The sequence below is a fragment of the Pseudomonas sp. genome, from assembly GCF_030696055.1.
Taxonomy (GTDB): Bacteria; Pseudomonadota; Gammaproteobacteria; order Pseudomonadales; family Pseudomonadaceae; genus Aquipseudomonas.
This window is the reverse complement of sequence record NZ_JAUYNP010000116.1, coordinates 1-23,308: the sequence shown is the minus strand read 5'-3', so window position 1 is coordinate 23,308 and position 23,308 is coordinate 1. Positions and strand designations below refer to the sequence as shown.

General features: G+C 63.9%; 21 protein-coding genes, 1 tRNA gene, 1 pseudogene and 1 riboswitch. Of the genes and pseudogenes, 10 read left to right on the top strand and 13 right to left on the bottom strand.

Features of this window, described 5'->3' with window-relative positions:
* The 5 genes and pseudogenes from Q8Q83_RS07040 to Q8Q83_RS07020 form a co-directional block, all read left to right on the top strand.
* Positions 1-517: pseudogene (locus Q8Q83_RS07040) on the top strand (ABC transporter permease); the annotation flags it as partial.
* 50 nt (positions 518-567) lie between these two features.
* Complete coding sequence (locus Q8Q83_RS07035) at positions 568-1,809, top strand: RNA polymerase sigma factor (RefSeq protein WP_305622352.1); 1,242 nt, start codon at positions 568-570, stop codon at positions 1,807-1,809.
* A 189-nt stretch (positions 1,810-1,998) separates the two neighbouring features.
* Positions 1,999-2,343: a YciI family protein gene (locus Q8Q83_RS07030; protein WP_305622351.1), complete on the top strand. Its 345-nt coding sequence runs from the start codon at positions 1,999-2,001 to the stop codon at positions 2,341-2,343.
* A gap of 69 nt (positions 2,344-2,412) precedes the next feature.
* A complete protein-coding gene (locus Q8Q83_RS07025; RefSeq protein ID WP_305622349.1) occupies positions 2,413-3,198 on the top strand; it encodes a DUF899 domain-containing protein in 786 nt (261 codons plus the stop codon).
* A gap of 22 nt (positions 3,199-3,220) precedes the next feature.
* Positions 3,221-3,658, top strand: a complete 438-nt coding sequence (locus tag Q8Q83_RS07020) for a nuclear transport factor 2 family protein (protein ID WP_305622348.1) — start codon at positions 3,221-3,223, stop codon at positions 3,656-3,658.
* Between the two features lie 147 nt (positions 3,659-3,805).
* Here Q8Q83_RS07020 and Q8Q83_RS07015 read toward each other — a convergent pair.
* From Q8Q83_RS07015 to Q8Q83_RS06995, 5 genes are all read right to left on the bottom strand, one after another.
* A tRNA-Gly gene (locus Q8Q83_RS07015) sits at positions 3,806-3,879 on the bottom strand.
* 96 nt (positions 3,880-3,975) lie between these two features.
* Positions 3,976-4,860, bottom strand: coding sequence for an alpha/beta fold hydrolase (locus Q8Q83_RS07010; protein WP_305622346.1), 885 nt, complete (start codon positions 4,858-4,860; stop codon positions 3,976-3,978).
* Positions 4,861-5,269: 409 nt separating this feature from the next.
* Positions 5,270-5,962, bottom strand: coding sequence for a pseudouridine synthase (locus tag Q8Q83_RS07005; protein ID WP_305622344.1), 693 nt, complete (start codon positions 5,960-5,962; stop codon positions 5,270-5,272).
* A gap of 2 nt (positions 5,963-5,964) precedes the next feature.
* Positions 5,965-6,183 carry a cysteine-rich CWC family protein gene (locus Q8Q83_RS07000; RefSeq protein ID WP_305622342.1) on the bottom strand — a complete coding sequence of 73 codons (219 nt, stop codon included), beginning with the start codon at positions 6,181-6,183 and terminating at the stop codon, positions 5,965-5,967.
* A complete protein-coding gene (locus tag Q8Q83_RS06995; protein ID WP_305622340.1) occupies positions 6,180-7,652 on the bottom strand; it encodes a sensor domain-containing diguanylate cyclase in 1,473 nt (490 codons plus the stop codon). Before Q8Q83_RS06995 ends, Q8Q83_RS07000 begins: the two co-directional genes overlap by 4 nt.
* Positions 7,653-7,937: 285 nt before the next feature.
* Between Q8Q83_RS06995 and Q8Q83_RS06990 the strand changes: the two genes are divergently transcribed.
* Entirely contained in the window at positions 7,938-8,609 is a 672-nt protein-coding gene (locus Q8Q83_RS06990) for a methyltransferase (RefSeq protein WP_305622338.1), read from the top strand.
* Between the two features lie 102 nt (positions 8,610-8,711).
* On the opposite strand, the gene atzF is transcribed toward Q8Q83_RS06990, so the two are convergent.
* The 7 genes from atzF to Q8Q83_RS06955 all read right to left on the bottom strand — a co-directional run bounded on the left by atzF (position 8,712) and on the right by Q8Q83_RS06955 (position 18,693).
* Positions 8,712-10,517: an allophanate hydrolase gene (atzF, locus tag Q8Q83_RS06985; RefSeq protein WP_305622336.1), complete on the bottom strand. Its 1,806-nt coding sequence runs from the start codon at positions 10,515-10,517 to the stop codon at positions 8,712-8,714.
* Positions 10,518-10,642: 125 nt separating this feature from the next.
* Positions 10,643-14,266 carry an urea carboxylase gene (gene uca, locus Q8Q83_RS06980; RefSeq protein WP_305622334.1) on the bottom strand — a complete coding sequence of 1,208 codons (3,624 nt, stop codon included), beginning with the start codon at positions 14,264-14,266 and terminating at the stop codon, positions 10,643-10,645.
* Between the two features lie 268 nt (positions 14,267-14,534).
* Complete coding sequence (locus tag Q8Q83_RS06975; protein ID WP_305622332.1) at positions 14,535-15,185, bottom strand: urea amidolyase associated protein UAAP2; 651 nt, start codon at positions 15,183-15,185, stop codon at positions 14,535-14,537.
* 11 nt (positions 15,186-15,196) lie between these two features.
* A complete protein-coding gene (locus Q8Q83_RS06970; protein ID WP_305622331.1) occupies positions 15,197-15,925 on the bottom strand; it encodes an urea amidolyase associated protein UAAP1 in 729 nt (242 codons plus the stop codon).
* Between the two features lie 9 nt (positions 15,926-15,934).
* Positions 15,935-16,744 (bottom strand): ABC transporter ATP-binding protein, encoded by an 810-nt coding sequence (locus tag Q8Q83_RS06965; RefSeq protein WP_305622329.1) that lies wholly within the window; start codon positions 16,742-16,744, stop codon positions 15,935-15,937.
* On the bottom strand, positions 16,741-17,556 hold the full coding sequence (locus Q8Q83_RS06960) for an ABC transporter permease (RefSeq protein WP_305622327.1): 816 nt from the start codon (positions 17,554-17,556) through the stop codon (positions 16,741-16,743). Before Q8Q83_RS06960 ends, Q8Q83_RS06965 begins: the two co-directional genes overlap by 4 nt.
* Positions 17,557-17,625: 69 nt before the next feature.
* Complete coding sequence (locus tag Q8Q83_RS06955; RefSeq protein ID WP_305622325.1) at positions 17,626-18,693, bottom strand: putative urea ABC transporter substrate-binding protein; 1,068 nt, start codon at positions 18,691-18,693, stop codon at positions 17,626-17,628.
* Between the two features lie 65 nt (positions 18,694-18,758).
* Positions 18,759-18,868: riboswitch (guanidine-I (ykkC/yxkD leader) on the bottom strand.
* A gap of 336 nt (positions 18,869-19,204) precedes the next feature.
* Here Q8Q83_RS06955 and Q8Q83_RS06950 point away from each other — a divergent pair.
* The 3 genes from Q8Q83_RS06950 (at position 19,205) to Q8Q83_RS06940 (ending at position 20,240) form a co-directional block, all read left to right on the top strand.
* Complete coding sequence (locus Q8Q83_RS06950; RefSeq protein WP_305622323.1) at positions 19,205-19,378, top strand: hypothetical protein; 174 nt, start codon at positions 19,205-19,207, stop codon at positions 19,376-19,378.
* Positions 19,378-19,533, top strand: a complete 156-nt coding sequence (locus Q8Q83_RS06945; protein WP_305622321.1) for a hypothetical protein — start codon at positions 19,378-19,380, stop codon at positions 19,531-19,533. The genes Q8Q83_RS06950 and Q8Q83_RS06945 overlap by 1 nt, the downstream gene beginning before the upstream one ends.
* Before the next feature lie 245 nt (positions 19,534-19,778).
* A complete protein-coding gene (locus Q8Q83_RS06940) occupies positions 19,779-20,240 on the top strand; it encodes a hypothetical protein (RefSeq protein ID WP_305622319.1) in 462 nt (153 codons plus the stop codon).
* Here Q8Q83_RS06940 and Q8Q83_RS06935 read toward each other — a convergent pair.
* On the bottom strand, positions 20,237-21,160 hold the full coding sequence (locus Q8Q83_RS06935) for a LysR family transcriptional regulator (RefSeq protein ID WP_305622317.1): 924 nt from the start codon (positions 21,158-21,160) through the stop codon (positions 20,237-20,239). The genes Q8Q83_RS06940 and Q8Q83_RS06935 overlap by 4 nt on opposite strands.
* Before the next feature lie 97 nt (positions 21,161-21,257).
* Between Q8Q83_RS06935 and Q8Q83_RS06930 the strand changes: the two genes are divergently transcribed.
* Positions 21,258-23,045: an alkyl/aryl-sulfatase gene (locus Q8Q83_RS06930; protein WP_305622315.1), complete on the top strand. Its 1,788-nt coding sequence runs from the start codon at positions 21,258-21,260 to the stop codon at positions 23,043-23,045.
* The last annotated feature ends 263 nt before the right edge of the window (positions 23,046-23,308 follow it).

Genomic DNA, 23,308 nt, shown 5'->3' with positions numbered 1-23,308 from the left:
GCCCAAGTATTCCGGCAGCATCTACGAGCTGCTCTCGGCGCCGGTGTCCTACCTGGAAATCCTTATTGGCTATGTCGGCGCGGCGGCCACCAAGTCGGTGATACTCGGGCTGATCATCCTGATTACCGCGCGGCTGTTCGTCGACTTCGAGATACTGCATCCGCTGTGGATGGCCGCCTTTCTGGTGCTTACCGCGCTGACCTTCAGCCTGTTCGGTTTTATCATCGGCGTGTGGGCCGATGGCTGGGAGAAGCTGCAGGTGGTGCCGGCGCTGATCGTCACGCCGCTGACCTTTCTCGGCGGCGCCTTCTAGTCCATCAATATGCTGCCGCCGGCCTGGCAGACGGTGACCCTGTTCAATCCGGTGGTGTATCTGATCAGCGTGTTCCGCTGGAGCTTCTACGGCATCTCCGACGTCAACGTGGCGCTCAGCCTAGGGATGATTCTCGGCTTTCTGCTGCTGTGCATACTGGCGGTGGGCTGGATCTTTAAAACCGGTTATCGGCTAAAAAGCTAAGCGGCGCGTGATGCGCCAGGGCTACAGTTCAGGCTGTAGCGGGAGGAAGAATGGACAAGGACCAGCCGACTGACGTGCGCGCCCAGCTGGCGCAGCTCTACCGCGATGAATCGCGCCGCGTGCTGGCGACCCTGATCCGCCTGCTGGGGGATTTCGATCGGGCCGAGGAGGCGCTGCACGAGGCCTTTCGCGCGGCCATGGAGCAATGGCCGGAGGACGGCGTGCCGGCCAACCCGCGGGCCTGGCTGGTCTCGGTCGGGCGCTTCAAGGCCATCGACAGCCTGCGCCGCCAGCGGCGTTTCCAGCCCCTCGACGAGCACTTTGAGCTGGCCAGCGAGCAGCCGGTGGAGGCGGTTGAGCTGCTGGAGGACGACCGCCTGCGCCTGATCTTCACCTGCTGCCACCCGGCACTCTCCAGCGATGCCCAGGTGGCCCTGACCCTGCGCGAGATCTGCGACCTCGGCACCGAGGAAATCGCCCGCGCCTTTCTCTCCACGCCCAGCACAGTGGCCCAGCGCATCGTCCGCGCCAAGGCGAAGATCAGGGACGCGCGCATCCCCTACGAGGTGCCGGGGCGCAGCGAATTGCCCGAGCGCCTGGAGGCGGTGCTGCGGGTGATCTACCTGGTATTCAACGAAGGCTACTTCGCCAGCTCCGGTGCGGACCTGACCCGCCGCCAGCTGTCCGACGAGGCCATCCGCCTGGTTCGGCTGCTTCTGGAACTGCTGCCCGAACCCGAGGTGATGGGCCTGCTGGCGCTGATGCTGCTGCACGAGTCGCGGCGCACGGCGCGCAGCTCGGCCGCCGGCGAAGTGGTGCTGCTGGAACAGCAGGATCGCAGTCAGTGGAACCGCACGCTGATCGCCGAGGGCGAGGCCCTGGTATTGCAGGCGCTGCATTCGCGGCGCTTCGGCCCCTACACGCTGCAAGCCGCGATCGCCGCGGTGCATGCCGAAGCCGCCAGCGCCGAGCAGACCGACTGGGCGCAGATAGTCGGGCTCTACGACGCCTTGTTGCGCCTGACGCCCTCGCCGGTGATCGAGCTCAACCGCGCCGTGGCGGTGGCCATGCACGAAGGCCCCGAGGCCGGCCTGGCCCTGATCGAGGCGCTGCTGGCCAGCGGCGAACTGGCGGATTACCACCTGGCCCATGCCGCCCGCGCCGACCTCAATCGCCGCCTGGGCCGCGTGGCCCCGGCCCGCGACGCCTACCAGCGTGCCCTGGCCCTGGCCCAGCAGGGCGCGGATCGGCAGTTTCTGCAGAAGCGCCTAAGCGAACTGCCCAGCAGCTGAAACGCCTGGCAGTGACCGTTGGTCGGCGCTACTACTCTTTTTATGGCCTGCCATCCATGGCGGCCACCCTGCGGGCCGTCGCTGCGCGACGTTAAAAATGGCTCCCAGCTATTTTTTCTCAGCGCTGTCGATTGCCGCGTCCGCCGCTCGACTAGTGAGTAATCAGCCCTTAAGTAACCGGAGAACGCCATGAAATATCTCTGCCTGGTCTATAGCAACGAGTACGAGCTGCACAGCTCGCCCGACAGCCCGCGTGACGAGGAATGCTTCGCCTATGCTGAGTCGGTGCAGCAGAGCGGGCGCATGCTCGCCGCCGAGGCGCTGCAGTCGGTGCAGACCGCCACCACGGTGCGCATGCGCGGCGGCAAGTTGTCGATCACCGACGGGCCCTTCGCCGAAACCAAGGAGCAGCTGGCCGGGTTCTACCTGGTCGAAGCCCGCGATCTCAACGAAGCCATCCAGCTGGCCGGGCATATCCCGGCGGCGCGGGTCGGCAGTGTGGAGGTCCGCCCGGTGCGTCAATTGCAAGTCTGATGCCGGCAAGTCTGATGCCGCGCCGCTGCCAGGCGCGGCCGATCAATCAACGGAAAAGGAGCACTGAAGATGAGTCGTCCCGATTACCCAGAGGTTGCCAGCCGTGAGCAGTGGCTGATTGCACGCAAGGCATTACTGGCCCAAGAGAAAGCCCTGACCCGCCAGCGCGATGCGCTAAACGCCGAGCGCCGGCGTTTGCCCATGGTCAAGGTGCAGGCGGATTACCGTTTCCAGGGTCCCCAGGGCGAGGTCGGCCTGGCCGAGCTGTTCGAGGGGCGCAGCCAGCTGATCGTCTACCACTTTATGTACCACCTGGATCGCCATGTGGGTTGTGAGGGCTGTTCCAGCCTGGTCGACAATATCGGCCACCAGGCCCATCTGCATGCCCGCGACACCACCCTGGTGCTGGTCTCCCGCGCGCCATTGGCGGATCTGCAGGCGTTCAAACGGCGCATGGGCTGGACGCTACCCTGGTACAGCTCCTACGGCAGCAGCTTCAACTACGACTACCACGTCACCGCCGACGAGCAGGTCGCCCCGGTCGAGTACAACTACCGCGACAAGGCCGAGCTGGAGCGCCTGGGCCTGAACGCTCACCTGCAGGGCGAGCTGCCCGGGGTCAGCGTGTTCCTGCGCGACGGCGCGCAGGTCTACCACTGCTATTCCAGCTACGCCCGTGGCCTGGACATACTGATGGGCAGCCTGCACTACCTCGACCTCACCCCCTTCGGCCGCGGCGAAGGCTGGGACGACATGCCCGATCTGGACGGCAAGGGCTTGAACTGGACCCGCCTGCACGACGAATACCAGCAAGCGCCAGCAGCGCACGACTGCTGCGCCTCGAACAAGGCGTGACATCGCAAAGAGGAGAACGAGCATGAGCGACACAGCAGCTCAACAGGCGCAAATCCAGCAGCAACTGGACTCTTGGGTGCAGGCCTGCCTGGCCAAGGATGTTGCGCGCATCATCAGCCACTATGCCGAGGACGTGGTGGCCTACGACGCCATAGGCCCGCTGCGTTTTCAGGGTCGCGCGGCCTACCAGGCCCATTGGCAGGCCTGCATGGAGATGTGCGGCGGCCCAGCGCAGTTCGAGATCCACCAGCCGAGCTTTCTGATCGGCGGCGATCTGGGCACGCTGCACTACCTGCTCCACTGCGGCGGCACGGATGACAAGGGGCAGATGCAAAGCAGCTGGATGCGTGTGACTCAGTGCTTCCGCCAACAGGGCGGGCGCTGGCTGATAGTGCACGAACACTTCTCCATGCCTTGCGATATGGCAAGCGGCAAGACCTCGTTCGATCTGCAGCCCTGAGGCGGCGCTGATCGTAGCCGGGATGCAATCCGGGACGGTCGCCGATAGAGCCCCGGATTTTATCCGGGCTACGTACTACGCACTCGATCCGCTTAAAGCCCAGAAACGAAAAAGCCCTGCATCGGCAGGGCTCTTTCGTTAGACATCTGGAGCGGGCGATGGGAATCGAACCCACGGCTCTAGCTTGGGAAGCTAGGGTATTACCATTATACGACGCCCGCAGCGGGTGCCTTTATACCGGAAGTCTGGGCGGAAATGAAGCCTGCACCGCTGCTATCTGTGGCAAGGCGGTGCAGTGTGGGGGTATTGGCCATGGGTTATACGGCCAGCGCGTGTTGCACTTCCACCTGCGGGTGGTAGCCGCGCTGGCGCTGCGGTTGCTCTTGCAGGAAACCCAGCAACGCGGCCTGGCTCTGCAGCCAGGCGCCTTTGTGCTCCATGTCGAGGAAGTGTCCGGCGTTGTCTATGGTGACGAACTGACAGTCGTTCAGGTGCTCGGCGAACAGGCGCACATCGGCGGGTGAGGTGTATTCGTCGTGTTCACCGTTGACGAATAGCAGGGGGATGTCGATGGCCGCCAGGCACTGCATCTGGCAGTGGGCGTCGAGGCGCAGCACCTGGTGCACGTGGGCATGCATCTGGCGATACTCGTGGCTGTCCAGGCTGCTGATATGGCGCTGGTTGTAGCGCTTGAACAGCGACGGCAGGTATTTGCCGATGCTGCTGTTGACCAGCTGGCCGAGGCGTTCGCCGTCCAGGGCGTGCAGGTGCAGCAGGCCTTCTTCCAGGTAGTCGATCATGGGCTGGTTGAGCAGCGGCGAGAAGGAGGTGATCACCGCCTTTTCGATACGCGCCGGGCGCTGCGCCAGGGCCAGCATGGCGGCGACACCGCCCCAGGAAAACGACAGCAGGTGGTCGGCGCGAAACTGCTCGATCAGCTCGAGCAGGATGCTGGCTTCGTCTTCCTTGCTGATCGGCTGGTGGTGGTTATTGTGCGGCTTGGACTGGCCGGCATAGGGCTGGTCGTAGAGCACCACGTTGAATTGTTCGCGCAGGTATTTGACCGTTTGCGCGAAGGCGGCGGTGGTGGAGAGGGAGCCATTGACCAGGATGATGGTCTTGCGTGCGCTTGGATTGGGGTAAAACTCCGTGTAGATCTTGTAGATCCCGTTAACTTCGACGACAGCGGTAGCTGGCTTCATGTCGTTTCCTCCTGGCGCAAATGTGGGCATGGCAAAACGGGATGGCCGTTAAACCGAGCTAACTAGGGCAGTAGGAAAGCGCCTGGACATGACAAGCTAATGTCAGGCTGGATGTTTTTATAAGTTATTTATTTTCAATCAGTTAGGGTCGTAATAGAGCATTCGCCACGGCCTTTTCAGGCGTGGAGAGAGGGCGTATTACCAGGCAGGAACCCAATTTGCGCAACGCGCAAGCTACCGAAAGAACGCTTAGATGGCTTTGCGTGACTATTCAGTCACGTTAAGACCTTATGGTTGGATTTAAGCAGCGCCTGCCCAAGCCTGGCAAGCGTTTATTTGCTTAGCGCACTACCGTTTATCGGTTAGCTTGCGAACGATGTGACCCGAGGCGAAATCGGGGTCAGTGGGTTCAGAAACTGGCGATCTCGGCGTCTGTGAGGGCGCGGTATTGGCCGGGACAGAGCCTCTTATCGAGCTGGATCGCGCCCATGCTGACGCGGTGCAGGCCGATCACCTGATTGTGGAAATGCCCGAACATGCGCTTGACCTGGTGATAACGGCCCTCGAAGAGGGTCAGGCGCGCCTGCCGTGGCGCGAGTATCTCGAGGATGGCGGGGCGGGTGGTCAGGTCTTCATAGCGGAAGTACAGACCGCGGGCGAATACCTCGATGCAGGCCGGATCGATCTGGTCCTGGGTCTCGACCCGATAGACCTTGGGCTGCTGGCCGGTGGGCGCGGTGGCGCGGCGTGACCATTGGCCATCGTTGGTGAGCAGGAGCAGGCCACTGGTATTCAGGTCCAGGCGACCGGCCAGGTGCAGCTCCTGTTTATCCGGTTCGGCGAGCAGGTCGAGCACGGTGCGGTGTTCGGGATGTTCGGTGGCGCTGACCACGCCAATCGGCTTGTGCAGCATAAAGTAGCGCGCGGCCTTGCCGGCTTGCAGCAGCTCATCTTCCAGTTGAATGCGGCTGAACTGGCTGACTTCGCTGCGGCCGTCACACTGGATCAGCCCATCCACCCGCACCCGGCCGCTGGCCAGCAGCTGGCGGGCGGCCTGGCGGTTGCAGTGCGGCAGGTTGCTAAGAAAACGATCCAGACGCATGGTCAGTCGCCTGCTGTATCCGCAGGGCTCGGGGGCAGCCCCTGGGCGCAGCGCGGGCACAGGCAGGCGCGGTTGCGCTGCTCGGCTGGCAGCACGTCGAGCAGCTCGGGGGCGATGGTCAGGCTAAAGCACCAGCACTGTTCCACCGCTGTGTTCGAGCCGGCCTGAGCGCACTGGTTGAGCTGGCCGCAGCGCGGGCAATGCTGGGCCGAGCTGCTCATGCGGTCTCTTCGCACAGGCGGTTGCGCCCGCTCTGCTTGGCCCGGTACAGCGCGCGGTCGGCGCGGGCGATCAGCTGGTTGAGCGCATCGTCGGCCTGCAGTTGCGCCAGGCCAATGCTGACGGTGATCTGCAGGTTGCTGCCGTTGTGCGTGAAGCGGCTGAGTTCGGTCTGTTGGCGAATCTTCTCGCCCAGCTCCCGGGCCTGCTCGGGCCGGGTGTCCTTGAGCAGCAGGATAAATTCCTCGCCGCCCCAACGGCAGATGATGTCGGCTTGGCGCAGGTCGCTCTGCAGGTTGTTGGCGAAGCCGCGCAACACTTCATCGCCGGCCAGGTGGCCGTGTTTGTCGTTGAGTTCCTTGAACTGGTCGAGGTCCAGCAGCAGGGCGCAGAGCGGGCTGTTATGGCGCCGCGCCTCCTGCAGCGCCTGGTTGGCCAGCAGGTCGAAGCCGCGGCGGTTGAGCAGCTCGGTCAGCTGGTCGGTGGTGGCCAGGGCATTGATGCGCGCCTGGTAGCGGCGCAGGGCGATGCTCACCAGGCTGATGACGATCAGGGTCACTAGCAGGCAGATCAGCAGGTTCAGGTACAGGGATTGGCGCAGGCCAGCCAGGGCGCCGTTCTCCTGCTTGTCGACGAACAGGTACCAGTCCAGTTCGGGGATAAAGCGCACATTGAGAAAGTGCCCGCGGCCCTGTTCCTGGTACTCGAAGTTGCCGCTCTGCGGCTGCGGCAGTTTCGCCATCAAGTCTTCCAGGCCAGGTAGTTCGCTGAGCGACTGGCCCACCTTGGCGCCCATGGGCCCGCCCTGGGCGCCGGTGAGGACAATACGGCCGCTGGTGTCGACGAAGAACACGCTGCGGTTGTAGCGCTGCTGGTAGGTGTCGATCAGCTCGACCACCGCATCCACGGTCAGGCCGACCCCGGTCACGCCGATAAAACGCTGCTGGTAGTCGAACACCTTGTAGTTGATAAAGACGGTCAGGCGGTCCTGGTTGGCCATGTCGGCGTCGACATTGATCTCGTAGGGTTCCTGCATATTGCGCACGCGGAAGTACCAGGCATCCCGTGGCTCGCTTTGCTTGACCTGCTTGAGCACGCCCTTGGACTGGTAATAGGTGTGGCTCTGCTCGGAGACGAAGAAGCTGGTGACTGTGCCGTAGTGCGCCTGCACCTCGCCCAGGTAGCGGGTCATCTGCCCGGCATCCTGTTCACCGGCCATCACCCAGTCGCGCGCAAAGGTATCGCGCGACATCATCGAGGAGATCAGGATGGGCCGCACCAGGTCCTTCTGGATCTCCGAATAGACGTTGTCCGAGGTCAGCGGCAACTCGGTGTGGATGATTCCGGCGCGGATCGAGTCGAGGGCGGTGTAGTAGCTGACCAGCGAGGTGGTGAGGAAGCCACAGCCCAGCAAGACCAGGATAAGTAGCACCAGCGAACGTTGCCGGGCGGCGGGTGAAGGGCGTGACATGCAAGGCTCTACTGGCGAAATTATGGCGCTAGTGTACCGCCCGCCAGGCCCGCTGTGCGGGCCGATACTCGGAGTGCGCCCGATTGGCCGGCTTGACCCCGTCTATCGCGCGGCCTCCCGGCGGGCAGGCGGAGCTTGCTGGGTACGGCGGCCGGGGACTAAGGTGCAGGCACACGAAGAGTCTCCTTGGTAACTTGTGATGTGCTGGCCGGCATTGCGCCTTGCTGATCTGCCCCTGAATAAAGCACCTGTGTGCGATGTCCTTTTCAGCAATCCGAGCCGCCCATGCCCAGCCCGCGTCCCAGCTATCGCATCAAATATTCCAGCCTCAGCATTGGCGCCGAGGATTTCCATCTGTGCTCCCTGCGCGATAAACAGCAGTTCGCCGACCGCGATGGCCTGGCCGAGCAGGCGGGGATTTCCTCGGCCACCTGGTCGCTGTTCGGCCAGCTCTGGCCGGCCGGCGAGGTGCTGGCGCAGACCTTGAGCGGCATGGCGGTGCAGGGCCTGCGCATTCTCGAACTGGGCTGCGGCCTGGGCCTGACCAGCCTGCTGTTGCAACGCCTGGGCGCGGATATCACCGCCAGCGACTATCACCCCTTGGCCGGCGAGTTTCTCCTGCGCAATGCCGCGCTGAATGAGTTGCCGCCCATCACCTATCTGAGTTGCGACTGGGCCGAGCACTACCAGGAACTGGGTCTGTTCGACCTGATTATCGGCAGCGACCTGCTCTATGAGCGCGACCACCCCGGCTTGCTCGCCGACTTTATCGCCCGCCACGGCGCACATTGCAGTCGGGTGCTGATAGTCGACCCGGGGCGCGGCAATGGCGCGCGCTTCAGCCGCTTGATGCTCGGCCATGGCTATCAACAGATGGCCGACAAGGTGAACCTGCTGGACGATCCGGAGGCGCCTTTTAAGGGGCGCATCCTTAAATATCAGCGGTTACTGGCGTAGCAGCCTGAGGGTTGCGTCTGCGTTTCTGTAGAGGTAGGAGCCAGCTTGCTGGCGATCATTGCCAAGGTCGCTGGATCGCCAGCAAGCTGGCTCCTACACAGGCTATTGCTTGCTCTGCAAATAAGCCCGCCAGCCGCCGAAGTGGCTGATATCGCTCGCGCCGGTCAGGCCATAAGGCTCGCAGATAAAACCGCTTTCCCAGCGTCCGTCGGCCAGCTGCACCTTGCCCAGTCCCAGTGGCGCGGGGATGCCGGTGAGGAAGGAACCCAGCTCGGCGCTGGGCAGTTCCCAGACTTCCACCGCGATGGCCACACCGCCCTCGGCGACCCGCAGCATGCCCGGACGATACGGCGGGCCGCCGGCCAGGGCATACAGCTGGTAGTCGGGCGAACTGAGGGTGGCTTCGATCAGCCGCCCGCCACGTTGCCTGAGCTGCCAATTTAGCGGCAGGCCATCCAGATGCGCGCCGCATACCACCAGGCGCGCTTTGTCGTTGCGCGCGGCAGTGGTCGGAGCGCTCAGGTCCAGGCTGCGTTCGCCGGCCAGCGGCAGTCCATGCTGGTATTGCAGGGCAGCGCTCAGGCTAAGCAGGTACTGGTCGGTAAAGGCGCGGCCGAACAGGGTCACGCCCCAGGGCAGACCACCCGCCATAAAGCCGGCCGGCACCGCGACGGCGGCATAGTCGAGCATATTCATAAAATTGCTGTAATAGCCCAGCTCCGCGTTGCGCTTGAGCGGCTCGGCGTGCAGCTCGGCCAGGCTTACCGGGCGCGGGTAGGCGGGGGTCAGTACGCAGTCGAGATCGGCCAGGATTCGGTCGCATTCGGCTTTAAGCGCCTGCAGGCGGTACTGCGCGCGGAAGGTGTCGACGCCGCTGATTCCGGGGGCCTTATCCAGCACGGCCTTGATCACCGGCAGCACGGCGTCCGGTTGCTGTTCGATCAGTGCGCCGGCCACGCTATAGCGCTCGGCCACCCAGGGACCTTCATAGAGCAGACGCGCCGCTTCGAGAAAAGGCGCGAAGTCGATTTCCACCGCTTCGCCGCCCAGCGCTTTTAGCTGCTCGATAGTGGCGGCAAATAGCGCCGGGCTCTGCGTGCAGCCGAGAAATTCCAGCTGCTGGGGTACGCCGAAGCGAAAGCCTGCGCGCGGCTGGCCGAAGGCCGAGCCATCGTTCCACAACGGATTGCTGCGGCTGTATGGGTCGCGGGCATCCAGCTTGGCGGTCAGCGCCAGCAACTGACTGGCCTCGCGCGCCGTGGCGGTGAAGTAGGTCACGCAGTCCAGGCTGCGACAGGCCGGCACCACGCCGGCGGTGGAGAGCAGGCCCTTGGTCGCCTTGAGGCCGACCAGATTATTGAGCGCCGCCGGCACCCGGCCCGAGCCTGCGGTATCGGTGCCCAGGGCGAAGCTGGCCAGGCCCAGGGCCACCGCCAGGGATGAACCGGAGCTGGAGCCGCCGGCCGGGTAGTCCGGGTGCAGGCTGTTGCGGCATTCGCCGTAGGGCGAGCGGGTGCCGTTAAGGCCGGTGGCGAACTGGTCGAGGTTGGTCTTGCCCAGCGGCACGGCGCCGAGGGCGAGTAGCTGCTCGACCAGGCTGGCGCTGCGCTCGGGCACGTAGGCGAAGGCCGGGCAGGCGGCGGTGGTCGGCACGCCGGCCAGATCGATATTGTCCTTGATGGCAAAGGGCACGCCGAACAGCGGCAGCGTTTCCGGTGGCTGGCCGTCCAGGGCGGCCAGATAGGGTTCCAGCTCCTCCAGGCTGAGCAAGTGGATAAATAGCTTGAATTCTGGGTTGAGCGCCTCGGCCTGTTCGCGCAGGGCGGGGATCAGCTGGCGCGGGGTCAGGCGGCCGTCGCCGTAGGCGGTTTTTAGCGCGCTTAGGCGCAGATCGAATGGGTGTTGCATGGTCAATTTCCTCGGGTAGGTTGGGTTAGCCGCGTAGCGGCGAAGCCCAACAAACTGTGTGCTGTGCTAATCGTTGGGCTTCGCTGCGCTCAACCCAACCTACGCAATCCTGGGCGGCATTCGATTCAGCTTTCTTCCAGCACCACCACCCGCTGGCCGGCGCGTACCGGCGAGCCGGGTTGCACGCGCACCTCGCTGACCAGGCCCGCACGGGGAGCGAGCAGGGGGATTTCCATCTTCATCGACTCGAGAATCACCAGCACATCGCCGGCCTTGACGCTGTCGCCGACCGCCACCTGCACCTGCCAGAGGTTGCCGGCGATATGGCTGTCGATGCCGTGCTGGCCGTTGCCCAGGGGCGCGTCTTCACCCAGGTCGGGGGCGACTTCCTCGCTGTCGAAATGCGCCTGGCCCGATTCGATCCAGCGCTGGCGCTCGGCGTCGAAGGCGCCGCGTTGCTGCGCGCGGAAGGCGGCGATGCCCTCGGCCTCGCGGTCGAGAAAGGCCTGGTAATCAGCCAGAGCCAGCTCGCTCTGTTCTATACGCAGATCAAAACGGCCCAGGGGGAAGTCGCGGCGGATTTGCAGCAACTCCTCGGCCGACACCGGATAGAAACGGATCTGGTCGAAGAAGCGCAGCAGCCAGGGTTTGCCGTCAAAGGCGGCCACTTCGCGGTAGCGATTCCACATCTGCAGGGTGCGGCCGACGAACTGGTAGCCGCCGGGGCCCTCCATGCCGTACACGCACATATAGGCGCCGCCTATGCCCACCGAGTTCTCCGCGGTCCAGGTGCGTGCCGGGTTGTACTTGGTGGTGACCAGGCGATGGCGCGGGTCCAGCGGTGTGGCCACCGGCGCGCCGAGGTAGACATCGCCCAGGCCCATCACCAGATAGCTGGCCTCGAACACCGTGCGGTAGACCTCGTCCAGATTGGGCAGGTCGTTGATGCGGCGGATAAATTCCAGGTTGCTCGGGCACCAGGGCGCGTCCTTGCGCACCGTGGTCATATATTTGTCGATGGCCAACTGGCAGGCCGGGTCGTCCCAGGACAGCGGCAGATGGACGATACGCGACGGCACCTTGAGGTCCTGCGCCGCGCACACCCCATCCCATTCGCCGGCGACTATGCCAAGCAGATCGTTGAGGGGCAGGGTCTCCGGCTGGTAGTGCACTTGCAGCGAGCGGATGCCCGGAGTCAGGTCGATTACGCCTTCGAGCTGCTTGGCTTCAAGGGCCTGCATCAGCGCATGGCCGCGAAAGCGCAGCACCAGGTCCAGTTCCGGCGCGCCGATCTCCAGCAGCACGTGGGTATCACCGGACAGCCGCGCCACTAGGCGTTTATCGCCTTCACCTATATCGAGAACGATGGGGTTCTGTAGCACGGATGCAATCCGGGACGCGGGCGCCAAATCGGCCCCGGATTGCATCCGGGCTACGAGGGTGCGGGCTTCCTCGTTGCGCGCTTTCGCCAACTGCCGCGCCGTGGCGATAGCCACCGGCACAAAGCGCAGTTTATCCCCGGCCTTAAGCTGGCCCAGTTGCCACAGGTCCGCCTCGATGATAGTCACCGGGCAGACAAAGCCGCCCAGGCTCGGGCCGTCCGGGCCGAGGATCACCGGCATATCGCCGGTAAAGTCCACCGCCCCAATCGCATAGGGGTTGTCGTGGATATTGGAGGGGTGCAGGCCGGCTTCGCCGCCGCTGTCGCGCACCCACTCCGGCTTGGGCCCGATCAGGCGCACGCCGGTGCGGCTGGAGTTGAAATGCACCTCCCAGGCGGTGCTGAAGAAGGTCTCGATATAGCCTTGGGTGAAATATTCCGGCGCGCCATGGGGGCCGTAGATCACGCGAATTTCCCGTAGGTTGGGCAGGGCGGTGCACAGCTCGATGGGCAGTTGTGCGCCAAGGTTAAAGTCAGTCAGCGCCGGGATATGCAGCACGTCGCCGGCACGCAGGGCGCGGCCGCCGTGGCCGCCGAACTGGCCGAGGGTAAAGGTGCTTTTGCTGCCCAGATAATCCGGCAACTGCAGGCCGCCGCGCAGGCATAGATAGCTACGTGCCCCTGCACCATTGATAGTGCCGAGGCTTAGGGTGCTGCCGGCCTTGATCAGCAGCGCGGTATTCAGCGGCTGATCGATACCATCGAGTTGCAGCGGAATAGGCGCGCCGGTGACTGCGACCACAGCGTCGGTATTGAAGCGCAGAGTTGGGCCGCTCATGGTGACTTCCAGGGCGGCGGCGCCTGGCTCGTTGCCCAGCAGGCGGTTGCCCAGGCGCAGCGCGCGGTCGTCCATGGGGCCGGACGGCGGCACACCGACCGCCCAGTAGCCGAGGCGGCCGGGGTAGTCCTGCACCGTGGTCTGGGTGCCGGCGCTCAGTACCTCGAAGGTATGCGCCTTATAGCTCAGGCCTTCCAGGCAGCGCGTCCAGGGCGCGCCGCTGGCGAACGGCGCGTCGAGCAGGATCTGCCGCAAATAGTCGCGGTTGCATTCCACGCCATACAGCACTGTGTCGGCCAGGGCCTTATCCAACGCTGCGCTGGCCTGGTCGCGGGTCGCGGCCCAGGTGATGACCTTGGCGATCATCGGGTCGAAGTAGGGCGGGATCTCGCAGCCGGCTTCGACCCAGGTGTCGATACGCAGCGCCTTGCCATCGGCTGGCGGGAATTCGACGGCGGTAAGCAGGCCGGGGCTGGGCTGGAAGTCGCGGCCCGGGTCTTCGGCATACAGGCGTGCCTGGATGGCATGGCCGCTGGGTTTCAGCTGCTTCGCCAGTTCGGTCAAAGGCGGCAGATCGCCGGCCGCCAGCTCGATCATCCAGCGCACCAGGTCGACGCCCCACACCTGTTCGGTGACGCCGTGCTCGACCTGCAGGCGGGTATTCACCTCCAGAAAATAGAACTGGCAGGCCTCGCTGTCGTAGACGAATTCCACCGTGCCGGCGCTGCGGTAGCTGACCGCCTTGGCCAGCTTGATCGCCGCCGCGCACAGTTCCTCGGCCATGCCGGCGGGAAGATTGGGCGCCGGGGTTTCTTCCAGCACCTTCTGGTTGCGCCGCTGCACCGAGCAGTCGCGCACGCCCAGGGCGATCACCTCACCGCGACCGTCGCCAAATACCTGCACCTCCAGGTGACGGGCACGCGGGATGTACTTCTCGATAAATACGCCGCTGTCGCTGAAGTTGTTCTGCCCCAGGCGCTTGACCGCGTCGAAGGCGTCGCGCAGTTCTGCATCGCTGTGACATACCCGCATGCCGATGCCGCCGCCACCGGCGGTGCTTTTCAGCATCAGCGGGTAACCAACCTGCTCGCCGGCGAGCAGCGCGGCGTCCAGGTTTTCCAGCAGTGGAGTGCCGTCCAGCATGGGTACGCCATGCTGTTTGGCCAGGGCGCGGGCCGTGTGTTTAAGGCCGAATACCCGCAGTTGCTCGGGAGTCGGGCCGACAAAGGCGATACCGGCGGCTGCGCAGGCCTCGGTAAAGGCGGCGTTCTCAGAGAGAAAGCCGTAGCCGGGGTGGATGGCTTGCGCGCCTGACTGGCGCGCGATTTCGAGGATTTTTTCCACCTGCAGATAGGTGCCCGCCGCCGGGCCTTCGCCCAGGCTATGGGCCTCATCGGCCTCACGGATATGCAGGCTGGCGGCGTCGGCCTCGGAATAGACAGCCACGCCTTTGACCTCTAGGGCGCGCAGGGTACGCAGGATGCGGCAGGCAATGGCGCCGCGGTTGGCGATAAGCAGTTTGCTGAACATAGAGAGTTCCCTCGAAAGGGCAGGCGGGCCGTCCCGCTGTATTCGGTCTGCACCGCGGTCGTCCGCGGTGGATGCTTGGTTTGATAGGATGGGTTAGCCGCAGGCGTAACCCATCGACAGTCACATTTGATGGGTATCGCTGCGCTCAACCCATCCTACGAGTCGTTTGGTGGCTGCTGTTTTAGGCATTGCCCCGAGCGGCTTTGGCACAGCTGAAATAGCCAGCGCCGAAGCGCTTGCAGCTTGTGGCTTACCGCTTGCCGCTGCTCTAGTCCCATACCAGCACCTCGGCGGGAGTCGGGTTGTAGCCGTTGCAGGGGTTGTTCAGCTGCGGGCAGTTGGAGATCAGCACTATCACGTCCATATGGGCGAGCAACTCGACGTATTTGCCGGCGGCGGAGATGCCGTCTTCGAAGCTCAGGCCGCCCTCTGGGGTGACCGGCACGTTCATAAAGAAGTTGATATTGGCGCCTATGTCGCGCTTCTCCAGGCGGCCGTCGTGCAGGCTGGCGCGCAGAAAGTTGTCGCGGCAGCTGTGCATATAGCGCTTGTCCAGGGCATATCTGACCGTGTTGCTCTCCTGGGCGCAGGCGCCGCCCAAGGTGTCGTGGCGGCCACAGGTGTCGGCGCTGATGCTCAGCAGCGGATTGCCCAGATTGGAATAGAGCACGCTGCCGGTAGTCAGGTAGACGCTGTTCTGCTTGCGCAGGGTGCGCTGCGGGTCATAGCGCTCGCGCGGGTTGGCGGCGCTGTAGAACAGGGTGTCGACCGCCTGGTTGCCCTCCAGATCGAGCAGACGCAGGGTCTGGCCGGCTTTCACCGTGCACAGAAAGGGTTCACCGGCGCCGATGGTGGCGCGGTACAGGGCGTTATCGGGATGCTTGTCGCTATGGGTCAGGCTGGTTGGGAATGAGGACATGCTGGCGGCCCTTAGAGATACAGACGTTCGGTGTTATGGAAGCCGCGCGCGTTTTCCGGGCGCGAGGTGCGGCACAGCAAGCTGATGCCGTCGCTCTGCACCTGATGCCAGGAAAGCTGCAGCGGCTTGGGCGCGTAGGCGGGGTTGGGGTCCATGGGATGTTGCAGGGCGGTGAGGATCACCAGTGTGTCCATCGGCGCGTACAGCTCGAGATAGTCGCCGGCCTTGGAGTTATCCGCTTGGAAGGCAAAGCAGCCGTCACTGTCCACCGTCACCTTGCTAAATAGATTGAGGCACATCAGCAGGTCTTGCAGATTGAGGTTCCACTTGCCCATTTCCACCAGCAGGTTGTCCACGCCGTTGCGGAAGAAGCCGTTACGCAGTTGCTGATAGTTGCCTGCGCCGTACTTTTCCTGCACTTCATTGGCGTTAAGCACGCCGCCGAAGCTGTCATGCCAGCCGCAGGTATCAAAGGTAATCGCCGCCAGCACCCGGCCCATATCCGAGTACAGGCAGTGGCCGGCAGTCAGCTTGGCGCTGTGCTGGCACTTGAGGCTGTCCGGCAGATTGAGCCGTTCACTTTTCTCGGAGGCAGAGAGCAGCAGCAGGCTGGCGTTGGCGCCGCCTTCCAGATCGGTGATGCGCAGCAGCTGGCCGCGCTTGAGCACGAAGGAGGTGTGGCCACCGCCGGGGACGAATTCTTCGTAGAGGGTGGGGCGCAGGCTTAATGAGGCAGTCATCTGATGCTCCTACAGGGCCGGTTGCAGCTTGCCGCTGAGATGCGCGGGCAAGGCGTCGACGGCGGCGCGCTGGGCGCGGCGGTCGTTGTTGAGGGGGATGTCGTAGGTGATGCGCGCGCCGAAGGCGTTCGGCGCGTGCGGGTCGAGGCGCACCTTGTCGAATACCAGCAGGCGGGTGCCGAGGCTAAAACCCTCGGCGAGGTCATGGGTGACCATAAACACGGTCAGCCGGGTTTCCCGCCACAGTGCCAGCAGCAGGGCGTGCATATCCTTGCGGATGCCCGGGTCCAGCGCGCCGAACGGCTCATCCAGCAGCAGCACCCGCGGCTGCATGATCAGCGCCTGGGCGATGGCCAGACGTTGCTGCATGCCGCCGGACAACTGGCTGGGATACTTGTCCAGGGCATGGTCGAGGCCGACCTTGCTCAGCAGCTGCGCCGCCTGCTCGCGAGCCTGGCGCTTGGCGCCGCCCAATAGCCGACCGAGCAGCGCTGAGCGCGGCAGCTCCAGGCCGATGGTGACGTTGTCCAGCACGCTCAGGTGGGGGAATACCGAGTAACGCTGGAACACCACGCCGCGGCTGCTATCCGGCTCGGCGGCCAGGGGTTGGCCGCCCAGCAGAATCTGCCCGCGACTGGCGCGTTCCTGGCCCAACAGCAGGCGCAGAAAGGTCGACTTGCCGCAACCGGAGGCGCCCACCAGCGTGCAGAACTCGCCTTCGTTCACCGATAGATTCAGGCGTTCGAGCACCACCTGGTCGCCATATTGCTGCCAGAGGTTGTTGACCTGGATGAAGGCGCTGCGTTTTTTATCACTCATACCTTGGCCCCCTCATACCAGGGGAAGGCCAGGCGGGTGAGCTGGCGCAGGCCCAGGTCCATCAGCCAGGCGAGCATTGTGATCCAGGCCACGTAGGGCAGGATCACGTCCATCGCCATATAGCGGCGTACCAGGAAGATGCGGTAACCCAGGCCGTCGGTGGCGGCTATGGCCTCGGCGGCGATCAGAAACAGCCAGGCCGAGCCCAGCACCAGGCGCAGGGCGATCAACAGGCGCGGCAGAATTTGCGGCAGTACGACACGGAGGATCAGGGTCCAGGTGCTGGCGCCGAGGGTCTGCGCCTTGATCAACAACTCGGGCGGAATCTCGCGGGCGCGTTGCTCCAAGTCGCGGGCCAGTACCGGGGTGATGCCGATGACGATCAGCATCACCTTGGACAGCTCGCCCAGACCAAAGACGATAAACAGGATCGGCAGTATCGCCAGCGGCGGCACCATCGACAGCACGGTGAGCAGCGGCGACAGCGGCGCACTCAGCAGCGGCAGGCTGCCGGCGGCTATGCCCAGGCACAGGCCCGCCACAGCCGCTATGCCCAGGCCCATGGTCAGACGTTTGAGACTGGCGGCGCTGTCCTGCCAGAGCAGGTAGTGGCCGCTGCGCTTGTCCTCGGTGAAGGCCAGGCGTTCGACCGCCGCGCTCATCTGGCTGGCGCTGGGCAGCAGCTTGTCGTTGGGGTTGTCCCCTAGGCGCTGCGCCGAGCCGATAAAGTAGGCGAACAGCAGCAAGGCGAAGGGCAACAGAACCAGCAGCAGGCGGCCGCTGCGTTCGGGGTGGCGATTGATCAGGCGCATTGACGATCCTCGTTGTAGGAGCGGGCCATGCCCGCGATACGGTTCGCGGGCATGGCCCGCTCCTACCGATTACAACGAACCGTCGGCCGCCATTTGCATATAGCTGGGGTCGAAGCGCAGCTTGAGATTGTCCTTGTCGCCTGTAACTACGCCATTGGCGAAGGCCATGCCGATGGCATCGCTACTCTGCGCACCTTCGCCGAGCAGGCCGTGGCTAAAGGAAAACTCGGCCACTTTGCTCATGGTCGCCGGCAGCTTGGGGCTGTTGGCGAAGGCCACCGCGTCCTTGGCCGAATAGAACATCTTGGTCAGCGCCAGCTGCGCCTGGTAGCCGGCCAGGTCGGTGCCGGAAGCCTTGGCCATATGCTCGCGGGCGGCGCTACCGGCGGCGTTGTCGGCGCTCATGGTCGCCATGATTTCGTACCAGGCGCCGGTCAGGGCTTTGCCCAGGGCCGGGTTGTCCTTGAGGGTGGTAGTGTTGACCACCATCAGGTCGATGATCTCGCCGGGGATCTGGCTGGAGTCGAATACCTTGGTCACCTTAGGCGTGGCTTCAATCTCGGCCAGCAACGGGTTCCAGGTGGTCACCGCCTTGACCTCGTCGGTGGCGAAGGCGGCCACCAGGTCGGCGTCGGAGGTGTTGACCACGCTCAGGTCCTTCTCGCTCAGCCCGGCTTTTTCCAGGCCGCGGGCCAGCAGGTAGTGGGAGACGGACAGCTCGACCAGATTGACCGGCTGGCCCTTGAGGTCGCCCAGGGTTTTCTGCTCGCCCTTGAGCACTATGCCGTCGTTGCCGTTGGAGAAGTCGCCGATGATCAGCGCGGTGGAGTCGACGCCGCTGGCGGCCGGTATGGTCAGGGCGTCCATATTGGTCATGGTGCAGCCGTCGAACTGGCCCGCGCTGTACTGGTTGATCGATTCGACGTAGTCGTTGATCTGCACCACATCGATGTTGATACCGTACTTCTTCGCCCATTTATCGACTATGCCTTGGGCGGCGCCGTACTCCCAGGGCATCCAGCCGGCGTAGAGGGTCCAACACAGGCTGAAGTCGGTTTTTGGCGCGGCCTGGCTAGTGAGGCTGATGGCGGCCAGCAGGCCGGCGGCGAGAGCGGAGAACAGACGGGGCTTACGCATAGGGAACCTCCAGTTCGAGAAAGGGCGGGCAGGAGTGCGCGGCGTTTCCCCCTTTCAGGGGCGCGTTCTCCCGGGCTTTTATCCCGCCGTGTAACCTCGAAGGAGGTCGCCAACTCTCGGACCAGTCACCCGTCGATCCTCTGATCGGCGAGCCGGAACCCTAGTCGGCTATTGCAAATTGTGGTGCCGCGTTCCCGCCATGCATTGGCATGAGGGGGTATTCCTGCACGAGCTGAGCTTTGCGAGCATCGTGCCAGTTGGCCCCGATGCCTCTGGCCTGGGCGTGTCGGTGGAATAGCCTGTGACTGAGCGCAGCGTTACGTGCGCCTTGCTGGTGCAAAATGTGCGCAGCGCGCTGCATTAGTGGGCAGGCGCAAGGCTTGGCAAGGGGCTGTAGGGCTGATGGAACGGGCGCTGCTAGAGGGTGTCGAAGGCTATGCCGAGTTCCGTTTATGCGGACCAGTGGCGCCACAGGCATCCGATGTCTATGGGAAACTTGAGGAGTACGACAATGCGTGGTTTAGCTCTGATGGCTTTAGTGCTGTTGCTGGGTGGCTGTACCTTCAGCGCGCCTGGTGTGCATGCGCGCATCGGTGAGCCGGTATATATAGATCTTGGTTATGGTGGCGGACATCAGGGTGGTCATTCCTGCCCACCGGGTCTGCGTATGCAGGGGCGTTGCTAATGAAAACTTATTTGAGCTTATTGCTGGTCGCCATGCTGGCCATCGGCGTGCAGGGCTGCAGCCTGCGTTTACCTGGCATAGGCATCGACATAGGTGATGGCGGCGGTGGCCCACCGCATTGCCCGCCAGGTCAGGCGAAGAAAGGCCGCTGCTAATCCTCCCCAGGGCAGAACGCTGCTGTTCTGCCTTGCCTGCTGTGCATTCCAAAATGCTCGACGCTTCGAGCCGGGCCGTGGCAAGTCCAGGCCGAATGGCATGCGCATCGATACGACATAATTTTTCATTGCTTTTGCCTGCACCGCGAAACGCACTGGATCGAGTTGACGCTGTCAGATGAGGTGGGAGCAATCCCTGGCGTCGACAACGGTCGATGCCGTACTCGCGGTCGAAGGAGGCCGCCATGTTCTATAAATCCATACTCATTGCGTTGTTGGGTCTGTTTTTAACCAGTTGTGCGGTATACGGCGGCGGCTATGGCCATCGCGGTTACGACCGGCACTACTACCCGGCCCCCTATTACCGAGTGGAGCGTTATCCGGTGTATGTGACGCCGCGCTACTATTGGCGCGACGGGCATCGCTATGAGGGTCGCCGCTACGATGGCCATAGCTACGATGGTCGGCGTTACGACGATCGGCGCGCTCCGCACTACTACGCACCGGCCCCAACGCTGCGGCACTACCAGATCGATAGGCGCGATGCGCGGCATGACGACCGCGGCCTGCGCCCGCAGGTAGGTTGGGGTGACCGCCGTGAGCGCGGCGAGGAGCGTCAACACCAGCGCTGGCAAGACTCTCGGCAGCGTGGGCACGACCAGCAGGGCGACGATGACCGTCGTGGGTGGGAGCGTCAGCGTAACTAATCCGCCGCGGCTTCGGCTTTAGGGTTGAAGCTGCGATCCTCCAGCAATATCTCTGCGCGCATGGCCTGGGCCGCCGGTGACAGGCTATGCCCGGCGCGGCTGACCAGGCCATAGGCCGATTGCTCGGTCAGCGCGCCGGCCTCCAGCGGCAGGCGCGCCAGACGCCCGACCTGGATATCCTCGGCCAGCACATCCCAGGGCGCCATGCTCACCACGTCGCTGTCCGCCACCAGGGTTTTCAGCAGCATAAAGTTGTCGCATTGAATGCTCAGCAGCTGTTCGCGGCCGCTGAGTGCGCGCAGTTTCTGCTCCACCACCAAAGGTAGTTGGGTGCCGGCCAGGGGGTAGTCGAGCAGGTTGTTCAGGCGCAGTGCGGATTGCTGCAACAGCGGGTGGCCCGGGCGACAGAACAGCACGCCGCTATGGGGCTGCAGCGCTTCGATACAGAGCAAAGGATCGGCCAGCAGCTCGCGGCTGTCGGCGACAAACAGCTCGATATCGTCATCCAGCAGGCGGTCGCGCAGCTCTTGCCAATTGGCGATGCTCAGCTTGACCCGCACCCTCGGATAACGCTGCGCCAAACGCCCCAGCGCGCGCGGGATCAACCGGGCCGCCGGGTAGGGGCCTGAGCCCAGGCGCAACTCGCCGGTTTCGAGGTTGCCCAGCTGGCTGACCGCATTGTGCAAGGCCCGGCTGCCGGCCAGCAGGCGTTTGGCGTGTTCCAGCACCAGCTGGCCATAGCTGGTCAGGCTGATGCCACGGCTGTGGCGATCCAGCAGGCGGCACTCGAGGCTGCTTTCCAGGGCTTGAATGCTGCGGCTCAGGGCCGGTTGGCTGAGGTGCACGGCTTCGGCGGCGCGGGCGAAATGGCCGTGCTCGGCGAGGGCGACGAAGTGGCGGAGTTGGCGAAGGTCATTCATGCGCGTGCTGCATCGCTATTGGTTTTGGAATGCATTGGAATTATTGGGCCTGTTTGGCCAATCTGCCAGCACTTCCACCCATAACGAGCGCGTCTCCATGCTTTCATTCAACCGAGTTGCCGTTGCGCTGCTGGGCCTGGCCTTACCCCTGACGGGTAGCGCGGCCTTGCCCGAGGAACGGGTCGCCGTCTCCATCCATCCCGAATTGGCCGAGCACAGCAAGCAGTTTGTGCAGAAGGTCTATAAGGTCGCCGATAACGTCTATTCGGCGGTCGGCTGGCAGCTGGGCAACGTGGTGATGATCGAGGCGCCGCAAGGGCTGATCATAGTCGACACCGGCGAGTCGGTCAGCGCATCGCGCACTATCATGGCCGAGTTCCGCAAGATCACCGACAAGCCGGTCAAGGCGGTGGTCTACACCCACTTCCACCCGGACCATATCAACGGCGTGAAGGCCTTCGTCAGCGAGGCGCAGGTGCGCAGCGGCGAGGTGGCGATCATCGCCCACGAAACCCTGCTGGCCAATGTGGTGGCCCAGGGCGCGCTGGTCGGGCCGATCCTCTCGGTGCGTTCCGGTTACAGCTTCGGCGCGGGTTTGCCGGCCAGCGATCAGCAGGGCATGAACGCCGGTATCGGCCCGCTGGCCAAGGTCGATGCCTCGACCTTTATCGCGCCGACCCAGACCTTCAAGGACCGCCTCGATACGCGCATCGCCGGCCTGGATCTGCAGTTGCTGCATGTGCCCAGCGAGGCGCCGGACGAGATCACAGTCTACCTGCCGGCCAACCGGGTGCTGATCAGCGCCGAAGTGGAGCAGGGGCCGACCCTGCCGAATATCCACACCCTGCGCGGCACCAAGTTTCGCGACCCGGTGGTCTGGGTCGAGAGCCTGGACAAACTGCGCGCCTACCAGGCCGAGCATATGGTGCCGCTGCACGGCCGCCCGGTAGCCGGGGCGCAACAGGTCGAGGAAGTGCTGCGCATGACCCGCGACGGTATCGCCTATATCCATGACCAGAGCGTGCGCTGGATGAACAAGGGCCTGACTCCGGACGAGCTGGTGGAGAAGGTCAAGCTGCCGCCTCATCTGGCCGGCTATACGCCTTACCTGCGCGAGTACTACGGCACGGTGAAACACAGCGTGCGGCAGATCTACAACGGTTACCTGGGCTGGTTCCAGGGCGACCCGGTGGACCTCGATCCGCTGCCGCCGAAAGAGAAAGCGGAGCGTCTGCTGGCGCTGATGGGCGGGCGCGAGAAGGTCCTGCTGGAGGCCGGCGAGGCTTATCTCAATGGCGATTATCAATGGGCGGCGGAACTGTCCAGCTATGCCATCCGGATGGACGGCGAGGACCAGCTGGCCCGCGATATCAAGGCGCGCAGCTTTCGCAAACTGGGTTACGCCAGCATGAATATCAACTGGCGCAACTGGTACCTGATGAGCGCCATGGAGCTGGAAGGCAAGCTGGCCGGCGAGGAGGTGCAACAGATGGCCCAGAGCATGCGCAGCGCTTTTCTGTCCGCCGACATGCTGAAGAACTTCCCGGCGCGGATCTTTCTGCAGAACTGGATCACCCGCGTCGATCCGGAACAGGCCAATGATGTGCAGCTGACCCTGGGCTTCAGCTTCCCCGATATCGACGAGCAGTGGGCGCTGGAAGTGCGCCGCGGCGTGGTGCAGCTGCATCGGGGCATCCCGCCGGGCACGACGCTCAAGCTGACCCTGGACAAGACCTATCTGGACAGCGTGATGAGTGGCGAGAACGGCCTGCTCAAGGGTGCGCTGCTGGGCGATGTGGAGGTCGAAGGCAGCCTGCTGCAGCTTCAGACCTTCCTCGGCTGCTTCGATTTCAGCGAGGTGCCGATTGCCCTGACGCTGCGTTGAGTCGTCATTCCAGACGAAAGTGCGGAGGGCAGGGCGCGTTTAACTCGGCACACTGGGCCGGTCTTTACTCGATGGGGATTGCTGATGCAGCTACTCGCGTTCGCCAAGGGCGCCCTGGTCATGTTCTGGCTGGTGGCCGTGCTTAACAGGTCGTCGAAAAATGTAGGCGAGGCAGCCGAGACAAGGCAAAAACAGGCGAGGAAGCGGAGTTTACGAGCTGTAAATGAGCATTCCGAGCCTGTTTTTAACGCCGTATCGGCAAC

Coding starts and splice junctions, on each gene's coding strand:
- Q8Q83_RS07035 (WP_305622352.1), top strand. CDS start 568: ATGGACAAGGACCAGCCGACTGACGTGCGCGCCCAGCTGGCGCAGCTC.
- Q8Q83_RS07030 (WP_305622351.1), top strand. CDS start 1,999: ATGAAATATCTCTGCCTGGTCTATAGCAACGAGTACGAGCTGCACAGC.
- Q8Q83_RS07025 (WP_305622349.1), top strand. CDS start 2,413: ATGAGTCGTCCCGATTACCCAGAGGTTGCCAGCCGTGAGCAGTGGCTG.
- Q8Q83_RS07020 (WP_305622348.1), top strand. CDS start 3,221: ATGAGCGACACAGCAGCTCAACAGGCGCAAATCCAGCAGCAACTGGAC.
- Q8Q83_RS07010 (WP_305622346.1), bottom strand. CDS start 4,860: ATGAAGCCAGCTACCGCTGTCGTCGAAGTTAACGGGATCTACAAGATC.
- Q8Q83_RS07005 (WP_305622344.1), bottom strand. CDS start 5,962: ATGCGTCTGGATCGTTTTCTTAGCAACCTGCCGCACTGCAACCGCCAG.
- Q8Q83_RS07000 (WP_305622342.1), bottom strand. CDS start 6,183: ATGAGCAGCTCGGCCCAGCATTGCCCGCGCTGCGGCCAGCTCAACCAG.
- Q8Q83_RS06995 (WP_305622340.1), bottom strand. CDS start 7,652: ATGTCACGCCCTTCACCCGCCGCCCGGCAACGTTCGCTGGTGCTACTT.
- Q8Q83_RS06990 (WP_305622338.1), top strand. CDS start 7,938: ATGCCCAGCCCGCGTCCCAGCTATCGCATCAAATATTCCAGCCTCAGC.
- atzF (WP_305622336.1), bottom strand. CDS start 10,517: ATGCAACACCCATTCGATCTGCGCCTAAGCGCGCTAAAAACCGCCTAC.
- uca (WP_305622334.1), bottom strand. CDS start 14,266: ATGTTCAGCAAACTGCTTATCGCCAACCGCGGCGCCATTGCCTGCCGC.
- Q8Q83_RS06975 (WP_305622332.1), bottom strand. CDS start 15,185: ATGTCCTCATTCCCAACCAGCCTGACCCATAGCGACAAGCATCCCGAT.
- Q8Q83_RS06970 (WP_305622331.1), bottom strand. CDS start 15,925: ATGACTGCCTCATTAAGCCTGCGCCCCACCCTCTACGAAGAATTCGTC.
- Q8Q83_RS06965 (WP_305622329.1), bottom strand. CDS start 16,744: ATGAGTGATAAAAAACGCAGCGCCTTCATCCAGGTCAACAACCTCTGG.
- Q8Q83_RS06960 (WP_305622327.1), bottom strand. CDS start 17,556: ATGCGCCTGATCAATCGCCACCCCGAACGCAGCGGCCGCCTGCTGCTG.
- Q8Q83_RS06955 (WP_305622325.1), bottom strand. CDS start 18,693: ATGCGTAAGCCCCGTCTGTTCTCCGCTCTCGCCGCCGGCCTGCTGGCC.
- Q8Q83_RS06950 (WP_305622323.1), top strand. CDS start 19,205: ATGCGTGGTTTAGCTCTGATGGCTTTAGTGCTGTTGCTGGGTGGCTGT.
- Q8Q83_RS06945 (WP_305622321.1), top strand. CDS start 19,378: ATGAAAACTTATTTGAGCTTATTGCTGGTCGCCATGCTGGCCATCGGC.
- Q8Q83_RS06940 (WP_305622319.1), top strand. CDS start 19,779: ATGTTCTATAAATCCATACTCATTGCGTTGTTGGGTCTGTTTTTAACC.
- Q8Q83_RS06935 (WP_305622317.1), bottom strand. CDS start 21,160: ATGAATGACCTTCGCCAACTCCGCCACTTCGTCGCCCTCGCCGAGCAC.
- Q8Q83_RS06930 (WP_305622315.1), top strand. CDS start 21,258: ATGCTTTCATTCAACCGAGTTGCCGTTGCGCTGCTGGGCCTGGCCTTA.